We start from the raw sequence: 24,339 nt of genomic DNA, 5'->3' as shown, positions 1-24,339 counted from the left end.
TTCTGTTGGTTCCGGCCCCTGTGGTGGCTGTTACTCCGCCTTCGCGAGCAAGCTCGCTCCCACACTGGACTGATGCCTGACACAAATCCCATTAACAACCCGAAACCTGTGGGAGCGAGCTTGCTCGCGAAGGCGATATCCGCCACCCCACAGGATTCCAGAGCATCAGATGTTCTGCCGATCACCCTTCGGATCGAAGAACACCGAAGAAACGATTTCCGCCTCGATCACGCTGCCATCGGCCAGCGGTGCAAACACCCGCTCACCCATGCGCTTCAGACCGCCCTTGACCACGCCCATGGCAAACGAATAGCCGAGGGAGTTGTGCGCGTAACTGGAGGTCACGTGGCCGACCATGGTCATCGGGATCGCCTGCTTGGTGTTGAACACCAGTTGCGCACCTTCCGGCAGCCAGACGTTCGGATCAATCGGCTTCAGGCCCACCAGTTGTTTGCGCTGATCACGCACGCAGTCTTCACGGTTCATCCCACGCTGGCCGATCCACGAGAACGGTTTGGTGCGACCCACGCACCAGCCCATGTTCAGGTCGTCCGGGGTCATCGAGCCGTCAGTGTCCTGACCGACGATGATGAAACCTTTCTCGGCCCGCAGCACGTGCATGGTTTCAGTGCCATACGGGGTCAGGTTGTACTGCTTGCCGGCCTCGACGATTTTCTCCAGCACGCCCATCGCGTAGTCGGCCTGCACGTTGACTTCGTACGACAGCTCACCGGTGAACGAGATACGGAACACCCGCGCCGGCACGCCGCCGACCAGACCTTCTTTCCAGGTCATGAACGGGAACGCTTCGTTGCTCAGATCAATGTCGGTCACGGCGCTGAGCAGCTTGCGGCTGTTCGGTCCGGACAGGGTCATGGTCGCCCAGTGGTCGGTGACGGAGGTGAAGTAGACCTTCATGTCCGGCCATTCGGTCTGGTGGTACAGCTCCAGCCATTGCAGTACGCGCGCCGCGCCGCCGGTGGTGGTGGTCATGACGAAATGGTTGTCCGCCAGGCACGCCGTTACACCGTCATCGAAGACCATGCCGTCTTCTTTGCACATCAGGCCGTAACGGGCCTTGCCCACATCGAGCTTGGTCCAGGCGTTGGTGTACACGCGGTTGAGGAACTCGCGGGCATCCGGGCCCTGGATGTCGATCTTGCCCAGGGTCGAGGCGTCGAGCAGGCCGACGCTGTCGCGCACGGCTTTGCATTCGCGCTTCACAGCGGCGTGCAGGTCTTCACCGTTTTTCGGGAAATACCACGGACGCTTCCACTGACCAACGTCTTCAAATTCGGCACCGTTCTTCACATGCCAGGCATGCAGCGCGGTGTAGCGCACCGGTTCGAAGATGTGCCCACAGTGACGACCGGCCACGGCGCCGAAGGTGACCGGCGTGTAGTTCGGACGGAACATCGTGGTGCCCATCTGCGGGATGGTCACGTTCAGCGAACGGGCGGCAATCGCCAGGCCGTTGACGTTGCCAAGCTTGCCCTGATCGGTGCCGAAGCCCAGCGCGGTATAACGTTTGACGTGTTCGACCGACTCGAAACCTTCGCGGGTCGCCAGTTCGATGGCGGCGGCGGTGACGTCGTTCTGCAGGTCGACGAATTGCTTCGGCGCGCGCGCGGTGCCCTTCTCATGCGGCACCTGGAACAGCGCCAGGGTCGGTTCTTCAACACGGCTCAGGGCTTTGGGCAGCACGCCTTCGACAGTCTGGAACCCGGCTTCGGCCGCAGCGCGCACGCCACCTTCGAAGCCGTCGGCCAACGAATCGCCGAGGCCATACACGCCGTTGATGCCGCCGACGCACACACGCTTCTGCGGTGCTTCGCCCGGTACGAAACCGAGGATATCTTCACGCCAGATCGGCTTGCCACCGAGGTGCGAAGCCAAGTGCACAACCGGGCTGTAACCGCCGGAACTGGCAATCACGTCGCAGTCGAGCCATTCGCCCGGGCTGGTCACGGTGTGCGCTTTAACGTCGATCGCCGCCACACGGGCAGCGGTCACGCGCTTGCTGCCACGGGCCTCGATCACGGCGCTGCCGGTGAGGATGCGGATGCCTTTGGCACGGGCTTCTTCCACCAGCGCACCACGCGGGTTGCTGCGCGCATCGGCGATGGCCACCACTTGCAGGCTGGCGTCGAGCCAGTCCAGAGCGACGCGGTAAGCGTGATCGTTGTTGGTGGTCAGCACCAGCTTCTTGCCCGGTGCCACGCCGTAACGGCGCACGTAAGTCGAGACCGCGCCGGCGAGCATGTTGCCCGGCACGTCGTTGTTGCCGTAGACCAGTGGACGCTCGTGAGCGCCGGTCGCCAGCACCACACGTTTGGCGCGAACGCGGTGGATGCGCTGACGCACCTGACCGATCGGCGCACGATCACCGAGGTGGTCGGTGAGGCGTTCGTGAATGGTCAGGAAATTGTGGTCGTGGTAGCCGTTGACCGTGGCGCGCGGCAACAGCAGCACGTCCGGGGTGTTCTTCAATTCAGCGATGACACTGGCCACCCACTCGATCGCCGGTTTGCCGTCGAGGCTCTCGCGGGAATCGAGCAGGCTGCCGCCGAACTCTTCCTGCTCATCGGCGAGAATCACCCGGGCACCGCTGCGTGCGGCGGCCAGGGCGGCGGCGAGACCGGCAGGGCCGGCGCCGACAATCAGCACGTCGCAGTGCTGGTTCATGTAGTCGTAGGTGTCCGGATCGACTTCAGTCGGCGAACGGCCCAGGCCGGCAGCCTTGCGAATGTACTTCTCGTAAGTCATCCAGAACGATTGCGGGTACATGAAGGTTTTGTAGTAGAAACCCGGCGGCATCAGCTTGCCGCCGACCTTGCCGAGAATCCCCATCATGTCGTTGTTGACGCTCGGCCAGCCGTTGGTGCTGGTGGCGACCAGGCCTTGGTACAACGCCTGTTGCGTGGCGCGCACGTTGGGAATTTGCGTGGCTTCGGTGGCACCGATCTGCAGCACGGCGTTCGGCTCTTCGGCACCGGCGGCGAAGATCCCGCGTGGCCGTGAATACTTGAAGCTGCGACCGATGATGTCGACGCCATTGGCGATCAGCGCCGAGGCCAGCGAGTCGCCCTCGAAGCCTTTATAAGTCTGGCCGTTGAAGGTGAAGCTCAGCACTTTGTTGCGGTCGATCCGTCCACCGTTGGACAGGCGATTGGTCTGGCTCATACCTTCTCTCCCAGCGCCGTCGTGGCTGTTTTTGCCGAATCAGCCTTGTCGGTGAATTGCGGCTTGGTGCCGATCTTGTAGGTTTCGAGAATCTCGTAGGTCACGGTGTCGCGGGTGACGTTGAAGTACTGGCGGCAACCGGCGACGTGATCCCACAGTTCGTGGTGCAGACCACGCGGGTTATCGCGGAAGAACATGTAGTCGCCCCACTCTTCATCAGTGCAGGCGGCAGGATCCAGTGGGCGCGGAATGTGCGCCTGGCCGGATGCGTGGAATTCCTCTTCGGAGCGCAGTTCGCCGCAGTGAGGACAGAAGATATGCAACATGGGGATTTCTCCTGTTAGTGGGCGACGGCAGCAGCGCCGTGTTCGTCGATGAGAGCGCCGTTGTGGAAACGGTCGATGGAAAACGGGGCGGCCAACGGGTGCATTTCACCCTTGGCCAGACTGGCGGCAAACACGTTGCCCGAGCCAGGTGTGGCCTTGAAGCCGCCGGTGCCCCAACCGCAGTTGAAGAACATGTTCGGCACCGGGGTTTTCGAAATGATCGGGCAAGCGTCCGGCGTGGTGTCGACGATACCGCCCCACTGGCGGTTCATGCGCACCCGCGACAGCACCGGGAACATCTCGACGATGGCCTGGATGGTGTGCTCGATCACCGGGTACGAACCGCGCTGGCCGTAGCCGTTGTAGCCGTCGATACCGGCGCCGATCACCAGATCGCCCTTGTCGGACTGGCTGATGTAACCGTGTACGGCGTTGGACATGATCACGCTGTCGATAATCGGTTTGATCGGCTCGGACACCAGCGCTTGCAGCGGGTGGGACTCGATCGGCAGACGGAAACCGGCGAGCTTGGCCATGTGCCCGGAGTTACCGGCAGTCACCACACCGACGCGCTTGGCGCCGATGAAACCCTTGTTGGTTTCAACGCCGATGCACACGCCGTTTTCCTTGCGGAAACCGATCACTTCGGTCTGCTGGATCAAGTCCACGCCCAAGGCGTCGGCGGCACGGGCAAAGCCCCAGGCCACGGCATCGTGACGAGCGACGCCACCACGACGCTGAACGGTCGCGCCCATCACCGGGTAGCGGGTGTTTTTCGAGCAGTCGAGGTACGGGATCTCGTCCGCCACTTGCTTGGCATTGAGCAGCTCGCCGTCGACGCCGTTGAGGCGGTTGGCGCTGACCCGACGCTCGGAATCACGGATGTCCTGCAGGGTGTGGCACAGGTTGTAGACGCCACGCTGGGAGAACATCACGTTGTAGTTCAGGTCCTGGGACAGGCCTTCCCACAATTTCATCGCGTGTTCGTACAGGTGCGCCGACTCGTCCCACAGGTAGTTGGAGCGAACGATAGTGGTGTTGCGTGCGGTGTTCCCGCCGCCCAGCCAGCCCTTCTCGACCACGGCCACGTTGGTGATGCCGTGCTCTTTCGCCAAGTAATAGGCAGTCGCCAGACCGTGCCCGCCGCCACCGACGATGACCACGTCGTAGACCTTCTTCGGCGTCGGCGTGCGCCACATGCGCTGCCAGTTTTCGTGGTGGCTGAGGGAGTGTTTGAAGAGGCCGAAGCCCGAATAGCGTTGCATAGTCATTTACTCCAAACCGCTCAGCGATAAACCGGGTAGTCGGCGCACAGTGCCGCGACGTTCTTGGCCACATTCGCTTCAACGTCGGCGTCACCGAGGTTGTCGAGGATGTCGCAGATCCAGCCGGCCAGCACTTCGCACTGGGCGACCTTGAAGCCACGCGTGGTGACCGCCGGGGTGCCGATGCGCAGGCCCGAGGTCACGAACGGCGATTGCGGGTCGTTCGGCACCGCGTTCTTGTTGACGGTGATGTGGGCGCGGCCGAGGGCGGCGTCCGCATCTTTGCCGGTCAGGCCCTGACGGATCAGGCTGACCAGGAACAGGTGGTTATCAGTGCCGCCGGACACTACATCGTAGCCACGTTTGATAAACACGCTGGCCATCGCTTTGGCGTTGTCGATCACTTGCTGTTGATAGGCCTTGAAGCCTGGCTCCAGCGCTTCCTTGAAGCACACCGCTTTACCGGCGATCACGTGCATCAGCGGGCCGCCCTGGGCGCCAGGGAATACCGCAGCGTTGAGCTTCTTCTCGATTTCTTCGTTGGACTTGGCCAGGATCAGCCCGCCACGCGGACCGCGCAGGGTTTTGTGCGTGGTGGTGGTGACCACGTCGGCGTACGGCAGCGGGTTCGGGTACAGACCGGCGGCGACCAGACCGGCGACGTGGGCCATGTCGACGAACAGCAGCGCGCCGACCTTGTCAGCAATCTGCCGGAAGCGCGGGAAGTCGAGGGTCTTGGAGTACGCGGAGAACCCGGCGACGATCATCTTCGGCTTGCACTCGACGGCCAGACGCTCGACTTCGTCGTAATCAATCAGCCCGGTGTCAGTGTTGATACCGTACTGCACAGCGTTGTAGAGCTTGCCCGAGGACGACACTTTGGCGCCGTGGGTCAGGTGACCGCCGTGGGCCAGGCTCATGCCGAGGATGGTGTCGCCCGGCTGGATCAGCGCTAGGTACACGGCGCTGTTGGCCGACGAACCGGAGTGCGGCTGGACGTTGGCGTAATCGGCGCCGAACACTTGCTTGGCGCGCTCGATGGCCAGCGCTTCGACCTTATCCACATGCTCGCAGCCGCCGTAGTAGCGCTTGCCCGGATAGCCTTCGGCGTATTTGTTGGTGAGACCGCTGCCCTGGGCTTGCATGACACGTTTGCTGGTGTAGTTTTCTGACGCGATCAGCTCGATGTGATCTTCCTGACGTTGCTCCTCGGCATTCATCGCCGCCAGCAGTGCATCGTCGTAACCCTGGATCTGGTCTTGCTTGCTGAACATCGCGTCTCTCCCAGCGGCATCTGTGCGCCATTCGTCTCGGTAAGGCACCGGCAATCACGGCAGTGCCCTTTGATGCCGATGGTATGACCGGCGCAGACAGCTCAAATGCCTACGGACGCCACGCAAAGGTGCGTTTACGACATGGCCGGAAATGCCCTGACAAACACAATCCTCAATATGACGAAGAACCCTGTGGGAGCGAGCTTGCTCGCGAAGAGGCGGTGTCAGTCAGCATCAGTGCTGGCTGACACTCCGCTTTCGCGAGCAAGCTCGCTCCCACAGGGTTATGTAAAGAGTTGGCGGACGGCGAGCAGCAGGAGGAAATGCGCGGGATAGAGCGCGTACGCCCAGCGCCGCATTGGCGGTGGCTGCAGATGTCGCCCATGTCGCAACAGGAACAGCCCGAGCATTGGCGCAAACAGACAAATGGCAATCCCAAGGATCGCAACGCTACTGCCGAACCTCGCCGAGTCGTACAGTACTTGCCACTGGTTGGCGGCGAGACAGAACAATCCCGGCAGCAGGCTGAAATACCACGGACGGCGAAACACCATCAGCAACGCCAACGGCAACAGAACGCCGAAGAACCCGAACATCAGTCGCTCCGGAAACACAGCAGCCAGTACCAGCGCAGCAACACCCAGTAATCGCGACATGATCGAGGGATCCTGCCAGCCCCGCGCTACCAACAAACCCAGCGCCAGGGTCGGCATCACGTTCAAGGTGTCGGGATCTGGAATGTACAGACGGTAGGGAATTTCACTCACTGCGCTGAACAGCAACAACCAGCCCAGATAGCGCCACTCGGTCTTCTGCGCACTGGCGCGGGCAAGATTCGCCGCCATCGCCAGGCAGAACCACGGAAACGCCATCCGCCCCGGCACATACAGCCAATCGACGCTGATCCCGACATATCGCAGGTGATCGAGCAGCATGCTCAGCAGCGCCAGCCACTTGAGTAGATCCAGCGCGCCGTCGCGTTTAGTCACGTGCATAATCGGGCCACAAACTGGTAATTTTCTGATAGCGACATCCCGTGTGCTCCCCGGAAGATCTTCGGTAAAGTGCGCATCATCATTGACCACGAGCCTTCACAAGAGTCTCGACCACGGAAGCCGGCCATGACCGACAAGAGCCAACAATTCGCCAGCGACAACTACTCCGGTATCTGCCCTGAAGCCTGGGCTGCCATGGAACAGGCCAACCACGGCCACCAGCGCGCTTATGGCGACGATGAATGGACCGCACGCGCGGCCGACCATTTCCGCAACCTGTTCGAAACCGACTGCGAAGTGTTCTTCGCCTTCAACGGCACCGCCGCCAACTCGCTGGCGCTGTCGTCGCTGTGCCAGAGTTACCACAGCGTGATCTGCTCGGAAACCGCCCACGTCGAAACCGACGAGTGCGGCGCCCCGGAATTTTTCTCCAACGGCTCGAAACTGCTGATCGCCGGCACTGAAAACGGCAAGATCACCCCGCAGTCGATCCGAGAAGTCGCGCTCAAGCGCCAGGACATCCATTACCCGAAACCGCGCGTCGTGACCCTGACCCAGGCCACCGAAGTCGGCAGCGTCTACACCCCTGAAGAAGTCCGCGCCATCAGCGCCACCTGCAAGGAACTGGGCCTGCACCTGCACATGGACGGCGCACGTTTCTCCAACGCCTGCGCGTTCCTCGGCTGCTCGCCGGCCGACCTGACCTGGAAGGCCGGCGTCGATGTACTGTGCTTCGGCGGCACCAAGAACGGCATGGCGGTGGGTGAAGCGATCCTGTTCTTCAACCACAAACTGGCCGAAGACTTCGATTATCGCTGCAAACAGGCCGGGCAACTGGCGTCGAAAATGCGCTTCCTCTCGGCACCGTGGGTCGGCATCCTCGAAAACGACGCCTGGCTCAAATATGCCCGCCACGCCAACCATTGCGCGCAATTGCTGGCCGAACTGGTCAGCGACATCCCGGGCGTGGAACTGATGTTCCCGGTCCAGGCCAACGGCGTGTTCCTGCAACTCTCGGAACCGGCCATCGCCGCCCTGACTGCAAAGAACTGGCGCTTCTACACCTTCATCGGCAAGGGCGGCGCGCGCTTCATGTGCTCGTGGGACACCGAAGAAGAACGCGTACGCGAACTGGCCCGCGACATCCGCGAAGTCATGTCCGCCTGATTTTTTGAGCAAATGAACTCCCTGTGAGGGACTCCCTGTCATGAGGGGAGCCCCCTGTGGCAAGGGGATTTATCCCCTTGCCACAACCGCCACTCCTCCAAGCATCCTCAATCCTCCTTCCTCGTGCCCAGAAAGACTTGGTCTACAGTGTCTGTCGAGCCTCCGCTCACCTAACAATAAGCAGGAGCATCGGCATGTCGTTACAAGGCAAAACCCTGTTCATCACCGGCGCCAGCCGTGGCATCGGGCGTGAGATTGCGCTGCGCGCCGCGAAGGACGGGGCCAATATCGTCATCGCCGCTAAAAGCGCCGAACCCCACGCCAAGCTGCCCGGCACCATCCACAGCGTCGCCGCCGAAGTCGAAGCCGCCGGCGGCAAGGCCCTGGCGCTGCAAGTGGATGTGCGTGATGAAGACGCCGTGCGTCAGGCACTGGCCCAGGCCAACGAGCATTTCGGCGGCATTGATGCGCTGGTGAACAACGCCGGGGCGATCAAGCTGACTGGCGTGCAACACATCGAACTCAAGCGCTTCGACCTGATGCACCAGATCAACACCCGCGCCGTGTTGCTGTGCAGCCAGGCGGCCCTGCCCTATCTGAAAAAAACGGCCGGGCACATCCTCAACCTGTCACCACCGCTGAACCTGGCGAGCAAATGGTTTGCGCAGTTCAGCCCCTACACCGTGACCAAGTACGGCATGAGCATGCTGACCGTAGGCATGAGCGAGGAATTCGCCAGTTACGGGATCAGCGTCAATTCGCTGTGGCCGCAGACGATGATTGCCACAGCGGCAATCGAGTTTCAGCTGGGCAATCGCGAGTCGTTCAAACAGGCGCGCACGCCTGCGATCATGGCGGATGCGGCGCATGTGATTCTGAGCAGCAGCGGGCGGCAGATCACTGGGCGATTGTTGATTGATGAAGAGATTTTGCGTGAGAGCGGCGTGGCTGAGTTCGATCAATATCGCTTTGATCGAGAAAGCGCCGCGGCACTGATGCCGGATTTGTTTATCGACTGAAAAGCACCTCACCCTAGCCGTCTCCCAAAGGGAGAGGGGACTGATTGGGGGATATTTGAGAATTACGCCGACGTGAAACTGCTTTACCGAATCCATATTCGATAAGGTCTTTCAGGTCGATGTAGAACGCCAGACACCTCGGTCGGCCCCCTCTCCCTCCGGGAGAGGGCTGGGGTGAGGGTTACCGATCAGAATTCGATACGCACGTCGCCTTTAGGCACGCTGCAGCACGAAAGAATAAACCCTTCCGCCTCATCGTCCTCGGTGATCCCGCCGTTGTGCTCCATCTCCACCTCGCCGCCCAGCTTCATCACCTTGCACGTGCCGCAAATGCCCATGCCGCAGGCTTTCGGGATCATCAAACCCAGCTTGGCCGCCGCCGCATGCACGGTTTCGCCCGGGGCCACGCGAATGCTTTTGCCGGACGCGGTGAATTCGACCTGATGCAGATCCGCCGCATCTATTTCCGGCGCCTCGGCGGCCTGTTCGGCTTGCTCCACTGCATCGGCGCGGGCTTCCGGTGGCGTGGCGCCGAAGGACTCCTCGTGATAGCGCGACATGTCGTAGCCGGCGGCTTCGAGCAGGCGCTTGACCGCGGTCATGTACGGCGTCGGACCGCAGCAGAACACTTCGCGCTCGAGGAAGTCCGGCACCATCAGTTCGAGCATTTTGTGATTGAGGTAGCCGCGATAGCCGGCCCACGGCTCACCCAGACCATGCTTCTCGCAGATCAGGTGCAGGCTGAAGTTGTCGATCCGCGAGGCCATGTGTTCCAGCTCGCGGTGGTAAATGATGTCTTTCGGCGAGCGGGCGCTGTGGATAAACGTCATGTCGACGTTGGCGTTGGTGTCGTAGAACCAGCGCGCCATCGACATGCACGGGGTGATCCCCACGCCGCCGCTGAGGTAAAGCACTTTCGGGCTCGGGAAGTCGATGGCGTTGAACAGCCCGACCGGCCCGTGCACCGCCAGCTCCTGGCCTTCATGCAACGTGTCGTGCAGCCAGTTGGAGACCTTGCCGCCCGGCACGCGCTTGATGGTCACCGAGAAGCTGTACGGCACCGACGGCGAACTGGAAATGGTGTACGAACGCATGATCGGCTGACCGTCGATTTCCAGCTCCAGGGTCACGAACTGCCCGGGCTTGAAGAAGAACAGGATCGGCTGGTCGGCCATGAAACAGAAGGTGCGCACGTCCCAGGTTTCCTGGATGACTTTGACGCAACGGACGATGTGTCGGCCATTGGCCCAGGTCTGGGTGGTGACCGGATTCAGGAAGCTGTTGGACATGCTGTTCTCCACGGCCGACTGTCGGCCTTCATGTGGCGATTCTGCGTATAGCGCGGACCGCCCGTTTACCTATCCGCGACATCGGCATACTTATCGCGACCAGCCCCCAACCGCCGGGGGTTGCGCGTCGGGAACAGATTGCACCATGTCGCCCATGGATAAGGTTCCGGGCAGCGCCGGCCCCACACTCGCCTCACACCAAGACGAATCCTTTACACCTTGCGTAGCACCCCTGATCAGCCACTTTTCATCGGCCACACAGAATGGCCTCGAGGATCACATTGATGGACGTCACCGCAAAAATCAGCCTGGGCGATCCGCTGGAACCCGCACGCAAGGCCACCGCACAAATGCTCCAGGAGCGCGAGCGCACCTTTTCGCTGCCGCAGCCGTTTTACAGCGACGAGCGCCTGTTCGATATCGACATGCAGGAGATCTTTCAGAAGGAATGGCTGATCGCCGGCATGACCTGCGAGATCCCGGCCAAGGGCAATTACCTGACCCTGCAGGTCGGCAAGAACCCGATCATCGTCATTCGTGGCGGCGACGGCGTGGTGCATGCCTTCCATAACGTCTGCCGCCACCGTGGCTCGCGCCTGTGCACCAGTGAAAAAGGCAAGGTCGCCAAACTGGTCTGCCACTACCACCAGTGGACGTATGAACTGGACGGTCGCCTGCTGTTTGCCGGTACCGAAATGGGCGCCGATTTCGACATGAAGCAGTACGGCCTCAAACCGGTGAACGTGAAGACCGCCGGTGGCTACATCTTCATCAGCCTGGCAGACAATCCACCGGCCATTGATGACTTCCTGTCGACACTGAACCACTACATGGAACCGTACGACATGGAGAACACCAAGGTGGCGATCACCACCACCTTGATGGAAAAGGCCAACTGGAAACTGGTGCTGGAAAACAACCGCGAGTGCTACCACTGCAACGCGTCGCACCCGGAACTGCTGAAAACCCTGCTGGAATGGGACGACGTCACTGACCCGCGCGCCGATCAGGCGTTCAAGGATCACGTCGCCGCCTCCGCCGCTGCCTGGGAAGCCGAGAAAATCCCTTACGCCCACGCCAGTTTCGGCCTGCGCAACCGCATCGTGCGCATGCCGCTGCTCAAGGGCACCGTGTCGATGACCATGGACGGCAAACAGGGCTGCGCGAAACTGATGGGCCGGATCAAGAACCCCGACCTCGGCTCGATGCGCATTCTGCACCTGCCGCACTCGTGGAACCACTGCATGGGCGACCACATCATCGTCTTCACCGTGTGGCCGATCAGCGCCCAGGAAACCATGGTCACCACCAAATGGCTGGTGCACAAGGATGCGGTCGAGGGCGTGGATTACGACGTAGAGCGCATGCGCCAGGTGTGGGACGCGACCAACGATCAGGATCGTCGTCTGGCCGAAGAGAACCAGCGCGGGATCAACTCCACCGCTTACCAGCCTGGGCCTTATTCCAAGACCTATGAGTTTGGCGTGGTCAACTTCGTCGACTGGTACAGCGAGCGGATGCTAAGCAACCTCGGCGCCGAGCCGGCGCCGTACCTCAAAGGAGTGCCTGTCCAGGGCTAAAAGCAAAAGCTTCGCGAGCAAGCTCGCTCCCACAGGGACTGGCGGTGTACACAAATTCTGTTAACACCGCAGACCACTGTGGGAGCGAGCTTGCTCGCGAAGAGGCCGGCCGAGTCACCGCCTTATTTGGATGACCACCTCACCGACCCATCCTCGCCAATAAACTCCTCAAAAATATCCTCCCCCACCAACCTGATTTTCGCGTAGCCATTCAACACCCGCAGCGGATACGCCGGATCGTTGGCATCCTGCGTCTCCGACCACAACACCCGCGAATGTCCGTTCAGCTCGCTGGCATTGCCATAGGGAATCGCCCCGTGCCCGGCACAGCGCGCATGCAAACCGCCCTGCTGCGCATAGACGATGCCGTTATGCAGATGCCCCCAATACCAATAATCCGGCTCCCGCCCCAGCGCATCGCACACCGGTTGATACAGCGCAGTCTTGTTGTGCCCGGAAATATCGAAGCCCTGATGATGGCTGAGCACCATGATTTTCTTGCGTTTCGGCAGGCCTTTCAGCCACTGGATCTGCGGTTCGTTGAGGGTGCCGTCCATGTACAGGTTCATCGCATCCGAGGCATACGCCGAATCCAGCCCGACCACCAGCCAGTCGTCATTGATCAAGGCGAAGTAACTGGTGCCCTGCTGCCCCGGAAAACGCTTGGCCAGTTCCTTGAAGTAGCCGTGGGCGCCGCTGTACATCTCGTGGTTGGAGTTGAGGGTGAACGAGCCATGGCTGCCCATCGGCCAACCGGCCATGTCGACGTCCTCCTGGGAGTGACTGCCGGCGTAGTAAACGTCGCCCAGATGAATGGTGAAATCCGCCTGCGCCAGCTGCATCTGGTTGGCCACCGACACCGCCGGTGCGTGGCTGTCGAAGGGACCGGTGCCCCAATCGCCGGCGATGGCCAGGGTCACGTCGCGCTCCATTTGCACCACCGCCGGGTCGGTGCCGAAGGTTGCGTGATGGCGCAGGTTTTCGATCCATTTGAGCAGCGCCTCGCTCCACAGCAGATCCAGCAGTTCCCACTTGCGACACCCGAGCAGGCTGCCGTCCTTGAGCACACGGGTTTGCAGTTGATCGCTCGACTGCGGCAAGGGCGCGGCACCGCCGATGCGCAGGATCGACAAACCGTGGGACAGCTCCCAGGGTACGCTCGGTTCGTCGTCCGGCAACTCGCCGTTTTTCAGCACGTACTGTGCCTGATCGTGCCCGCGCTGCAGCAGCTTGATGATGGCCTGAAACTCGTGCGGCTCCAGTTCGCTGACGAGCTTCATCCAGGCCATCTCCATGCGCGTGAACAAGCCGTGAATGCGCACTTTGACCTTGTCGTATTCGTGTTTCAGATGACCGACCGCTGACATGGCGTAATCCTCTATCCAAAAGGGCTCACAGGGTTTTCATGAATTCGATCAACGCACGCTTGTCGGCGTCCGACAGCTGCGTGCCATACAGGTGACCGCTGTTGTGGTTGCCCTCCAGCCGGGTGTCGTATTTGAAGTCCGCCGAGGCTTTGGCCTGGGCGCCGCTGGTGACGAAACCGACGTTGGCCGGGTCGTAGACGTCGGAGCCGGTGTAGAACACCACCGGGCGTTTTTCCGGCGGTTGCAGCAGGTCCCACAGGGTTGGCACCGACCCGTTGTGCAGGTACGGCGCGCGCAGCCAGATGCCGTCAGTCGGCGTGTTGCTGTAGCTCTGGGTCTTGCGATACGCACCGAAGTCGAACGGCGGTTTCTTGAAGGTGTGGAACGCCGTCACCAGACCGGTGGTGAACGAGTCGAGCCGATGCGGATCGGTGCCTAGTTGGTCGATGTTGGTGGTGACCTGCCCGGTGTCGGCGCGGCCGAAATCATGACAACCGGCGCAATTGGCCTCCCAGACCGGTTTGCCCTGGGCGACTTTCGCCTGATCCAGTGCCCACGGCCACGCCGGCGCCTTGTGCCCGAGCAGCCAGTTGGTCACCCGGTTGAAGCTCGGCGGCAGCACCGATTCCGGCGTCGCGCCCACGGCCATCGCGGCGGCGTAGTTGCGTTCGTGAATCTTGTTGTTATTGCCGTCCCAGTGCAGGTACATCGATTCCCGTGGTTTCTGGTTCCACACTTGCGGCAGGTCGACGGTGCCGATGGTCGAGTCATCCGGGAAGCCGAACACCACCATTTTCGTCGGGTTGAAGGTGTCGGTGCGGCCCGGGCCCTGTTGCGGGCGCAGCTTCTGCCAGGCGTAGGCCTGCTTCTGCTTGAGCAAGGCGCTTTTCGCCATCGGGATGATCAGGTAGCGGTTGTAGAGCTTCTCGAAAAAGCCCAGCTGGAACTTGCCGTTGATCGCCGCCATCACCGCGTCGGTGGTGAATTTCGGATCGCTGGCGCAATCGTAGGCGTACCACTGGAACGCCTGCAGTTGCAGGGTATTGGCCGGCGCGCTCGGCACGTTGACCGCGACGTCGCTGGCATTGGCCCGGTACGAGCCGGTGTGGCACAGCGCGCAGTTCGGCTCGACGGTCGGGTAGCCGATCTGCCGCTTGGCCATGCCGATCGGCAGGTCCTTGCCGTTCTCATAGAGAAAACCGAAGACTTCCCAGCCGCCGGGTTTGGGCATCTTTTCCGGGCACATTTGCGGCAGCACGGCGAACAGGTAATACGGGATCCGTGCTTCGATGCCCAGGCCGATGGCAGCGTATTTGTAGTGATCTTCGTCGGAAGCGTATTCCTGCTCCGGCACCACCCGCAGCATCTGGTACCAGGTTTCGTAACCGATGAAACCGAGGACGGCCAGCACAACCAAAGTGCCGACCTTGAAGCTGTGGCTTTGCCATTGCCGCGCCCAGGCTGCGCGCCACTCGCGCCAGCCATCGCAGAGCAATGCCCATGGCCGGTTCGCGGGCGTGGTGCCGAGGTACAACAGAATGCCGAGGATCAGAAAGAAGCTCAGATCGCCCATCAACATCGGCACGAACACCGAGCCCTGGCTGCTGGTGTTGATCAGATAGATCCAGAACACCACCGCGATCAGTCGCGTCAGTACGCACAGCCAGGAATGCACCACGTAGCGCGGCGCGTTGAAGCCCGACGGCATGTAAAACACGCTGATGCCCACCAGCAGCATCCCGGCGTTTTCCAGCCACGGGTCGGAGAGTTGCGGCGGCAGACCGACCACCGATGTCAGCAACCCCGGCGCGAACAGCGCGGGGATCGCGAACACCATGTTCATCGCAATGCCGATCCAGATGAAGCGTTGAAACCAGCGGATGTAGCTGTCCATATCATCCATTTCCTTTTACATAACTGGATCGAACCCATTCCTGTGGCGAGGGGATTTATCCCCGATCGGCTGCGAAGCAGTCGCAAACTATCGCCTGCGGTTTGTCAGAAACACCGCGCGGCCTGACTTGGGGCCGCTGCGCGACCCATCGGGGATGAATCCCCTCGCCACGAAGGACTTTCTCTGCACAAAAGATCAATGACAGGTGTCAGCCGAGGGCGGTTTTCTCCAGGTGCTCAAGGATGATCGGATAGACATCGACCACTGCGTTCTTGCCGAACATGCAGTCGATATGGCCATAGCCCGGCACCACATGCCGGCTGTAACGCTGCGGCCCATGGACTTCGCAGACGCGCTGGTAGGTTTTCAGGGTGCTTTCCGGCAGGTAGCACTGGTTGTCGGCGCCACTGATGAAGCAGATCGGCATCGTCAGCCGGTCGAAGTGCGGCATGTACACATCGTTGCCTTTGAAATCCACCAGGTGCCCTTTGCGCACGATCAGCGCCAGGTGCTCGAAGGTCTCGATATTCGACTCGCCGAACAGCTCGTGCAGGTTGTCGTGCAGGGTTTCGTTGAGGGTGTCGTGGCGATACAGCGAGGCGTACATGAAGGTGATGCGGTGGCATACCGGGTTGGTGCAATAACCCTGCGCCTCGATCCGCGCATAGCCATTGAGGGCCTTGTCGTAGAGCCGGTTGAACCAGTTTTCCTTGCTGTCGGCGTAGGCCGTCATCGACTTGATGCCGATTGCATCGAGCATCCCCGGCAGGTGCAGCCCGGCCTTCAGTCCAGTGGCGGTGGCGACCACGGTGTCAGCGGCAATCTGCGAGCAGACCACCGAACGCACGCCTTGCAGCCCCGCCAGCAGTGACATGAAGAAAGTCGTCGCGCCGTAGCAATGCACCACGCACTGCACGTCTTTGGCCTGGGTTTGCTGCTGAATCTGCGCGATGGCAGCCTTGAAGTCGTACTGGGCGATCTGGTCGCCGTTCCATTCCTTCTTGCTCGCCGGCAACAGAATGCTCACGCGAAAATCCAGCAGCCAGACGTCGTAGTCGTGCTTGCACAGGAACTCCAGCAGGTTGGTCTGGATGGTGTCGGTGGAAAAGATATTCGACCCCACTCCCAGGCCGTGCACCAGCATGACCGGGCCCTTGCTGCCGGCCTGATAGCGGGTCAGGCGCAGCTCGACACCGTCCTCGGTGGGGAAGAAATGCACCGCCGGGGTCGGCGCATCCAGCGGCCGTTTCAAGCGTGGCGGCGCGTCGGGGTTGAAGTAGATATCGCCAACGAAGACCCCACCGTAACTCTCCCAGAGAATCCCGGCGAAGAACTTGCCGAAACGCGCCAGGCCTTCGATACGCTCACGCTCGTTGCGCGCGTTGAGCACTTTCATGGTGGTCATCTGCTTGGCGAAATCGGTCGGATGAATGTGCATCACCCCGGAGCCGATCACCTCGCCCGACTTGTCCGGCCCGCGATACAGCGTCACGTACAAGGTGCTGGTGTCGTGCCAGATGTTCAGCACGCCGTTGTCTTCCGGCACGGTCTTGAAGGCGCTGAAGAAATAGTCGCTGCCGTCCTCGGCGCTGAGTTTCATGTCGTACTTCATGTGCCGCGTGTCGACCTGCTGCTCGAATTGCTCGAACAGGTTGAACACGCCATTGCTGGCCGTCAGCGGTTGCGGCGATAGCGCCGGGGCGTTGACCGTGCCGACGATGGTCGCGGCGTGTTCCGGCTCCTTGATCATGCGGTTGAGGTCGTTGGCGGTGATGGTCAGGGTGAAGTCGATCGGCGAATTGTCCGCCTCGCCACGTTTGGCCGCGGCTTCGTAGACCTTCAGATCGGTGCTTTGCGCGGCGGTGAAAGCCCGGGAGAAATAGCCTTTCATGGTTTCGGTGAACTGCACGCCGAGGGTCGGTGGTGCCACCTGTTTGCGCGGTGCCGACGGCAGCGTGTAGTCGATGTGCCAGCCACGGTCGGCGGCGAGCAGGCCCATGTTGCGCTCGCTCACCGCGGAGATGGTCAACAGCGGATTGACCGCCAGCGAGGTCGGGATCACCGCGCCGTCAGTCACGTACAGACTGGCGTAGACATCAGTGCCGGCCGCGCCGCTGAACACCTGGCCCTTGTGATTGACCACCCCTTGCCCGGCGTCCTCGCCCATCACGCAACCGCCCAGCGGATGCACCGAGACGATGCTGTGCTTGAGCAGCTTGGTCCAGATCGGGTTCTTCACCCAGACCCCGCCCAAGGCCTTGGTGCTCTGGTACAGACGTTCGTTGCCGAGCTTGAAGTTTTCCTGCTCGCCGACGCCCGGCCAGTCGATGCGCAACTGGTCCTTGTTGTCGAGAATCATCCGGCCCTGGCCGCTGTCGTGGCTCATGATCAGGTAGGTCTGCATGTTGTGCAGCGCGCCGTAATACGGGCCGCGCAGGAAGCTTTCGGCTTCGCGCTCCTTGTACCTCACCTTGCCGCTGAAGCTGTCATCGGTGGCCTTGCCGATCATTTCGGCGAACCCGGCCATGGCCGGTACCATCGGCCGGCCGAGTGCGCCGGGGATCGAGCCCTCCTCGATAACCATGCGGCTGCGCCAGTCACCTTCGGTGCGCATGTCGATGACCGAGGTGATGCACGGGCCGACTGGCTGCATTTCCTTGGCCGGATGCGCGCCGAAGCCGATGCCGTTGATGGTCTGCTCGCAGTTGTGGCCGAAGCCGAGGATGTCGCCGTTGCCGCTCATGTTCTCGCCGAGCTGGCCGGACATCACCAGCCCCTTGTCGCGCGAGCGCAGCAGAATCTCGGTGGAGCCGAGGGTGCCGGCAGAGACCACGACGATGTCAGCCTTCACGAACAACGTGGGCGCGTCGAATTTCTCACGCCCGCTGTCGAGATACTGGAAATGCACGATCCAGCCATCGCCGTCACGCTCCAGATGACGTACCTCGGCCTGACAGAAAATCTCCGCGCCGTGGTTCCAGGCGTCCGGCAAATAGTTCATCAGCGTGGTGTTCTTGGCCTTGTTGTTACAGCCCGAGACGCAGTCGCCGCACTGGTTGCACGGCAGCTGTTCGACGCCGACGTGGTTGAGGTTGTTCGGCAGTTTGTCGAAGGTCACGTTGATCGGCGGCTTGTAGAAATGCGCGCCCTGCTTGAGGTAGTCCGCGGACTTTTTGTTGGCGTCGAGCTTGGGCAGGTTCGGTGCGGTATTCGGGTACGGATTGGGCTTGAGCATTTCCCGGGCACGGGCATAACCGTCCTTGAGCAAGGTATCGCGATGTTCACGCACCGCCTGCGGCCAGCGCGGGTCATCGAACACTCCGGGCTCAGGCTCCAGGGCCACGTTGGCGTTGATCAACGACGTACCGCCGAGACCACAACCGACCACCACGTTCTGCTGGGCATTGACGTGCAAATCAAACAGCCCGGTGCGCGAACCGATATGACCATCCGGGTCATGCACCTGCAGCTCTTCGGTCGCGGCAATCATGGTATTGGGGTATTCGCCGGGCTGGATTTCCCGCCCGCGTTCGAGCAGGCACACCTGCTTGCCGGCCCGGGACAGGCGCGACGCAGCAATGCCGCCGCCATAGCCGGAGCCGATGACGATCACGTCGTAGTGTTCCTTGATTTCGCTGATGGGCGTTGCGATGCGTGTCATGAGGGTGTTCCTCTCTCAGGCAGATGGGGCAACTCTGCGGTTGCCTGCAATCAATGGGCGAACGGGCACCTGGTCTCCGAGACGAACCCGGCGACAGCACAGCGGTTGGAGCAGAAGTCGCTACAGACGAGCGTGTTGATTGGCCGCACGACGTAACGTGCGCTTGCGTGGCGAGGGGGGATGGCGGCGTGGGCGGCTATCCATCATGCGTTCTCCCAGAACCTGATGTGGATAAGTAACGGCTGTCCTTGTGCCATTGCAGTGAAGACAGCGCAGGTTTCGAAGTCAAGGCGACGATTTAGAACTGTATGAAATGTGATCAATCGCCGTTTGGACTATGGCCGGCGCGGCTTGCAGGGTTCGACGAACAAGTTATCCACATAGCCACCCACAGCAAATGGGGGTAACTGTGGATGACGCCGAAAATAACCTGCTGATTTGTGAAGAAAAAGCGTGACTTATGCAGAAGAAGGCTTTGCCCCAACGATTGATCAGTATTTGATCAACAGCCTGTAACGTACGTTTTGCAAGGCGTGTAGAGGATGGCGAACACCTTATCCACAGAAGCACCAACAGAGAACGGGGGTAAGTTTTGCGGGTCTGTGGAAAAGCGCTGCAGAGTGGGAAAATCCGGGGGTCTGGAGAAGATTCGCCGGTCTTTCACGGGCACTTGATCATTTTTTAATCAACCCTCTACAAGCCACGATCTATAAGGCTCGCAGCGTATAGCGAACATCTTATCCACAGAAGCGCCAACAGAGATTGGGGGCAACTTGCCGAGTCATTCAGCGGAAAAACCCAGAAAAAACCGCGACTTAGGCTGGTTGTTTTTTGATCGGATGGCTGCAGGGCTTGATTGGCGCGGGATGCAGGGAGGGGCGAACACGTTATCCACAGATCCGCCAACAGGGATTGTGGGTAAACCGCTCCGCTCCCCTCACCCCAGCCCTCTCCCGGTGGGAGAAGGCGCCGACACAGTCGCCTGCTCGAGATAGATCGACCTGAATGACTAACGTGAACTCAAGCTTGGCTAAGTCAAGGTCACTGTGCAGTCGCAGGTCTGTGTAGATGGTCAATCCCCTCTGATCAGTCCCCGCTCCCTCCGGAGGGAGAGGGAGCCGACACAGTCGCCTGTTCGAGATACATCGACCTGAAGGACTAACGTGAACTCAAGCTTGGCTAAGTCAAGGTCACTGTGCAGTCGCAGGTCGATGTAGATGGCCAATCCCCTCTGATCAGTCCCCTCTCCCTCCGGGAGAGGGTGAGGGGCTCTTCAGCGGACAACGCCCTCTTCGATCAGCAGTTTGAGGATGGCTTCGGCGCCGGCTTGCGCGGTAACGCCCTTGAGCACCTGCCCACCGCCCCCACTGGCCTTGGCCGTCGCAGCCTTCATTCGGTCCGCACCGCTCTTGGCTTTGATTACCTTCAGACGCTTGGGCCGGGGCTTGGCCGGCTGCAGCGTGGCGACGGCCAGCAGTTCATCGTCCAGCACTTCCACGTCTTCAGCGTTCAGTACGCCACGGCGTGCCGGGCCGTAGGCACTCTGCCGAGGCTTTGGCGCGGCGTTGTCCACCGTCGCCAGAAACGGCAGCTTCACCTTCAACCGCCGCCGCTGCCCACGGGGCAAGGCTTGCAGCACCAGCGCCGAACCGTCGTTGATCGACTCGACCTGCGCCAGCCCCACCACCAGCGGCCAGCCCAGCCCTTCGGCGAGCAGAAACGGCAGCATGCCGGAGCCTTCACCGGTTTCCGCCTGACTGCCGGTCAGCACCACCTGGGCGCCCGCCTCGCGCAGATACGCGGTCAGCGCCGGAAGAGCATCGGCGCCAGCGGGTTGCTCCAGCACATGCATCTGCGTAAGTCCCATGCCCAGATAGGCGCGCAGTGCCGGTTCCGCGACATCGCCTGCATGCAGCACTTGCAGGTTATCCCCAGCCAGTTGCAGGCCCAATTCCACGGCGCGCGCGTCCTGTTCGGCACGGCGTGGCCGGCCCGAGGTCGGGTGGGCGCCGATGGAGACCAGGCTGATGACATTGGTGTTCATAACTGTGTCCTTCCCTTAAGCCGCATCGCGCTTGGCGTCGTTGCGGTAAGCCGCTACCGCCGCGATCAAGGCTTGAAGAATCTCCGCGCTCTCGCCGATCACCGACAGGTCGGCGCGTTTAATCATGTCGCAACCGGGGTCGAGGTTGATCGCCACCACCTTGTCGCAGGCACCGATGCCCTGCAGATGCTGGATCGCCCCGGAGATACCCACAGCCACGTAGACCCGCGCGGTGACCCAGGTGCCGGACGCGCCGACCTGCCGATCCCGCGCCATGAAGCCATCGTCCACCGCCACCCGTGACGCGCCTTCGGTGGCGCCGAGCGCCGCAGCCGTTTCGTGGAACAACTGCCAGTCCTTGACCCCGTTGCCGCCGGAGAAGATGAACTCGGCTTCGGCCATCGGAATCGCCGCCGGGTCCACCGCCACGGCCCCGAGATCTTCGATTCGCGACAGGCTGCGCGCCACCGTTGTGGATAACTCCACGGGCAGTGCTTCGTGACGGGTTTCGCTGACCGGTTCGGCGCACTCGGCCGAGGCCAGGATCAAGCGTGCGACCGGCCGCGCCAGGTCTTGCAGGCCCGCACCGGCGCGGCCGATGCACTCCTGATCCTTGACCTGCCAGACCCGCGTCGCCGGGCGTTCGCCCAATGCTGCGGCAAAACGGCGGCCGAGTTCACCGCCACCGCTGCGGCTGTCCGGCAGCAACCAGTGACGCGGGTTGAACTGGTTATCCACAGCCCGCAGACCCTGCACCCGTTGCTCCGGTGCATAACCGCTGAATTCCTCGCCCTCCAGCACCAGCAAGCGATCTACGCCTGCGGTAGCGAAAGCGTTTTCCTTGTGCTCGCCGAATACCACGGCCAACACTGCACCGTCCTTGCCCGCCAGTTGATGAGCCAGGCCCAGCAAGTCGCGGTCGTGGCTGCTCAGGCGGCCGCCGACCATGTCCGGCACCACACTGATGTAGAACGCCGGCGCCGGCACCTGATGCAGCGGCAATTGCACTTCAACGGTGGCCGAGCGTTTGACCGCCCCGCCCTGCTGCGCGCCGCTGCGGTCGATACGTTTGATGCCGTTGGGGCCGATAAAACCGATGCCGTGCAAATTCTTGCGGATGATGCCGTTGGGGCCCATCCAGCTGTGTTGCGCCGGTTGCATGGCCGCGTGCAGCGGGTGCAGACGGTTACGCGCAATCCATTCGGCGCGTGGGTCGCGGCGGATAATGTCGCTCATCAGTGGGCCTCCGCAGGTTCACGTTTGGCCGGGGCCGCAGGCTTGTCCGGCGCGGCGTCTTCGAGCAGCGCGTCGGCCACCAGTTCGGCGATGTCCTTGATCAGCGGCCGTGGTTCGACCACGCCTTCGAGCATCGCCGTGCACTGTGGACAACCCACGGCTACCAGCTCGGCGCCGGTCTCGCGGATGTCTTCCATGCGCATGTCGGGAATCCGCTGCTTACCCGGAATATCGGTGATCGGCGCGCCGCCACCACCGCCACAGCAGCGCGAGCGGAACCCGGAACGTTGCATCTCTTTGACCTCAATGCCGAGGGCGCGCAGCACTTCACGCGGCGCCTCGTATTCGCCGTTGTAGCGGCCGAGGTAGCACGGGTCGTGATAGGTCACGCTGTTGCCTTTGTGCTGACCGAGGTTCAGCGCGCCGGCCTGAATGATTTCCGCCATGTAGGTGCTGTGGTGCTGCACCAGGTAGTGGCCGTCGAACGCGCCGTACTCGTTTTTCAGCACGTGGAAGCTGTGCGGATCGCAAGTGACGATGCGGTTGAAGCTGTATTTGCCCAGGGTCTGGATGTTGCGTTTGGCGAGCAACTGGAAAGTCGCTTCATCGCCCAAACGGCGGGCCACGTCACCGCTGTCGCGCTCTTCCAGGCCGAGTACGGCGAAGTCGATCTTGGCCGCTTTCAGCACTTTGACGAACGCGCGCAAGGTGCGCTGGTTGCGCATGTCGAAGGCGCCGTCACCAACCCAGAACAGCACGTCGGTGGACTTCTTCTCGCTGAGCAGATTGAGGTTCAGGTCCGCCGCCCAGTTCATCCGCCCGCCCGGGGCGAAACCGCCTGGGTTGTCGGTGGCGATGAGGTTTTCGAGGACCTCGGCGCCCTTGTTCGGGGTCGCGCCTTTTTCCAGGGTCAGGTGACGGCGCATGTCGACGATGGCGTCGACATGCTCGATCATCATCGGGCATTCCTCGACGCAGGCGCGGCAGGTGGTGCACGACCACAGGGTTTCGGCATCGACCAGACCGTTGACGATCGGTTGATGCGGATTGCCGCTGTGTTCGCCTACCGGCTTGCCGGGATACGGGCTGCCGGCGAACTTCGCGTCAGTGCCGCCGGCGAGGCCGACGACCATGTCCTGAATCAGTTTCTTCGGGTTCAGCGGCTGGCCGGCAGCGAACGCCGGGCACGCCGCTTCGCACTTGCCGCACTGCACGCAGGCGTCAAAACCGAGCAACTGGTTCCAGGTGAAATCCTTGGGTTTTTCCACGCCCAGCGGCGCGCTTGGATCGTTGAGGTCCAGCGGTTTCAAGCCCGTGGAACGGCCGCCGCCAAAGCGTTCGGCGCGACGGTGCCAGGCCAGATGCAGGGCACCGGCGAAGGCGTGCTTCATCGGCCCGCCCCAGGTCATGCCGAAGAACAATTCCGACACGCCCCACAGCACGCCAATCCCGAGAATCGCCGCCAGCAGCCAGCCGCCGAAGTTTTCCGGGAGGATGCCGGCCACCGGCAGCGTCACCAGGAAAAACGAGGCAGAGAACGCCAGCAGGCTTTTCGGCAGGCGCATCCACGGGCCTTTCGACAGCCGCGCCGGCGGGTTGCGCCGACGCAGATAAACGAAGATCGCACCGACGAACATCACCGCCGTCATCAGCAGCAAGGCGTAACCGAGTATGCGGTTATGCAGGCCGAAACCGTGCACCAGAATCGCCAGCACGATCGACGCCACCGCACCGCCGGCCGTGGCGACGTGGGTGTTGGCGATGTATTTGTCCCGCGCCACCACGTGGTGCAGGTCGACCATGTAGCGCTTGGGCATGGCGAACAGGCCGCCAATCAGATCGACCTTCGAGGCTCGGCCCCGACGCCACATGGCCACCCGCCGCAACGCGCCCAGCACCGCAAGGGCGATGGCTGCGAACAACAGGATTGGAAGAAGGGTGTTCAACATAGGTGAAGCTCCCAAAGACCTCGGGTCTTGCAGGTCGAGATGCCTTACTCGGTCACTGTGGGAGCGAGCTTGCTCGCGAAGGCGGACTGA

General features: G+C 61.7%; 15 protein-coding genes. 3 read left to right on the top strand and 12 right to left on the bottom strand.

Annotated features, from left to right (window positions below; genetic code table 11):
• Nucleotides 1-165: 165 nt before the first annotated feature.
• From K5Y35_RS09895 to K5Y35_RS09875, 5 genes are all read right to left on the bottom strand, one after another.
• The gene (locus K5Y35_RS09895; RefSeq protein ID WP_123469378.1) at nt 166-3,183 is read right to left on the bottom strand and encodes a sarcosine oxidase subunit alpha; all 3,018 of its coding nucleotides are present in this window, start codon (nt 3,181-3,183) and stop codon (nt 166-168) included.
• A complete protein-coding gene (locus K5Y35_RS09890; RefSeq protein ID WP_008086922.1) occupies nt 3,180-3,509 on the bottom strand; it encodes a sarcosine oxidase subunit delta in 330 nt (109 codons plus the stop codon). Before K5Y35_RS09890 ends, K5Y35_RS09895 begins: the two co-directional genes overlap by 4 nt.
• A 14-nt stretch (nt 3,510-3,523) precedes the next feature.
• Nucleotides 3,524-4,774, bottom strand: a complete 1,251-nt coding sequence (locus K5Y35_RS09885; protein ID WP_003206307.1) for a sarcosine oxidase subunit beta — start codon at nt 4,772-4,774, stop codon at nt 3,524-3,526.
• A gap of 20 nt (nt 4,775-4,794) precedes the next feature.
• Nucleotides 4,795-6,048, bottom strand: a complete 1,254-nt coding sequence (gene glyA / locus K5Y35_RS09880) for a serine hydroxymethyltransferase (RefSeq protein WP_128615056.1) — start codon at nt 6,046-6,048, stop codon at nt 4,795-4,797.
• A gap of 284 nt (nt 6,049-6,332) precedes the next feature.
• Complete coding sequence (locus K5Y35_RS09875) at nt 6,333-7,043, bottom strand: TraX family protein (protein ID WP_222834153.1); 711 nt, start codon at nt 7,041-7,043, stop codon at nt 6,333-6,335.
• Between the two features lie 126 nt (nt 7,044-7,169).
• Here K5Y35_RS09875 and K5Y35_RS09870 point away from each other — a divergent pair, with 126 nt between their 5' ends.
• Entirely contained in the window at nt 7,170-8,210 is a 1,041-nt protein-coding gene (locus K5Y35_RS09870; protein ID WP_016986284.1) for a low specificity L-threonine aldolase, read from the top strand.
• 194 nt (nt 8,211-8,404) lie between these two features.
• The gene (locus K5Y35_RS09865) at nt 8,405-9,229 is read left to right on the top strand and encodes an SDR family oxidoreductase (RefSeq protein ID WP_222834152.1); all 825 of its coding nucleotides are present in this window, start codon (nt 8,405-8,407) and stop codon (nt 9,227-9,229) included.
• A gap of 188 nt (nt 9,230-9,417) precedes the next feature.
• On the opposite strand, the gene gbcB is transcribed toward K5Y35_RS09865, so the two are convergent.
• Nucleotides 9,418-10,518, bottom strand: a complete 1,101-nt coding sequence (gene gbcB, locus K5Y35_RS09860; protein WP_007962605.1) for a glycine-betaine demethylase subunit GbcB — start codon at nt 10,516-10,518, stop codon at nt 9,418-9,420.
• A gap of 284 nt (nt 10,519-10,802) precedes the next feature.
• On the opposite strand from gbcB, the gene gbcA reads away from it, so the two are divergent.
• On the top strand, nt 10,803-12,098 hold the full coding sequence (gene gbcA / locus K5Y35_RS09855) for a glycine-betaine demethylase subunit GbcA (protein ID WP_123469387.1): 1,296 nt from the start codon (nt 10,803-10,805) through the stop codon (nt 12,096-12,098).
• A 122-nt stretch (nt 12,099-12,220) separates the two neighbouring features.
• Here gbcA and K5Y35_RS09850 read toward each other — a convergent pair whose 3' ends face one another.
• From K5Y35_RS09850 to dgcB, 6 genes are all read right to left on the bottom strand, one after another.
• Nucleotides 12,221-13,465 (bottom strand): metallophosphoesterase family protein, encoded by a 1,245-nt coding sequence (locus K5Y35_RS09850; protein ID WP_222834151.1) that lies wholly within the window; start codon nt 13,463-13,465, stop codon nt 12,221-12,223.
• A 25-nt stretch (nt 13,466-13,490) separates the two neighbouring features.
• The gene (locus K5Y35_RS09845; RefSeq protein ID WP_222834150.1) at nt 13,491-15,359 is read right to left on the bottom strand and encodes a hypothetical protein; all 1,869 of its coding nucleotides are present in this window, start codon (nt 15,357-15,359) and stop codon (nt 13,491-13,493) included.
• A 208-nt stretch (nt 15,360-15,567) separates the two neighbouring features.
• Entirely contained in the window at nt 15,568-19,020 is a 3,453-nt protein-coding gene (locus K5Y35_RS09840; protein WP_222834149.1) for a GMC family oxidoreductase, read from the bottom strand.
• Between the two features lie 1,273 nt (nt 19,021-20,293).
• On the bottom strand, nt 20,294-21,064 hold the full coding sequence (locus K5Y35_RS09835; RefSeq protein ID WP_123469395.1) for an electron transfer flavoprotein subunit beta: 771 nt from the start codon (nt 21,062-21,064) through the stop codon (nt 20,294-20,296).
• 15 nt (nt 21,065-21,079) lie between these two features.
• Nucleotides 21,080-22,300 (bottom strand): electron transfer flavoprotein subunit alpha/FixB family protein, encoded by a 1,221-nt coding sequence (locus tag K5Y35_RS09830; RefSeq protein WP_123469397.1) that lies wholly within the window; start codon nt 22,298-22,300, stop codon nt 21,080-21,082.
• Nucleotides 22,300-24,249 carry a dimethylglycine demethylation protein DgcB gene (gene dgcB, locus K5Y35_RS09825; RefSeq protein WP_222834148.1) on the bottom strand — a complete coding sequence of 650 codons (1,950 nt, stop codon included), beginning with the start codon at nt 24,247-24,249 and terminating at the stop codon, nt 22,300-22,302. The genes K5Y35_RS09830 and dgcB overlap by 1 nt, the downstream gene beginning before the upstream one ends.
• Between the last annotated feature and the right edge of the window lie 90 nt (nt 24,250-24,339).

Source organism: Pseudomonas sp. SC3(2021), from assembly GCF_019856535.1.
Classification (GTDB): Bacteria; Pseudomonadota; Gammaproteobacteria; order Pseudomonadales; family Pseudomonadaceae; genus Aquipseudomonas; species Aquipseudomonas monsensis.
This window is presented reverse-complemented; position numbering and strand designations above follow the sequence as displayed.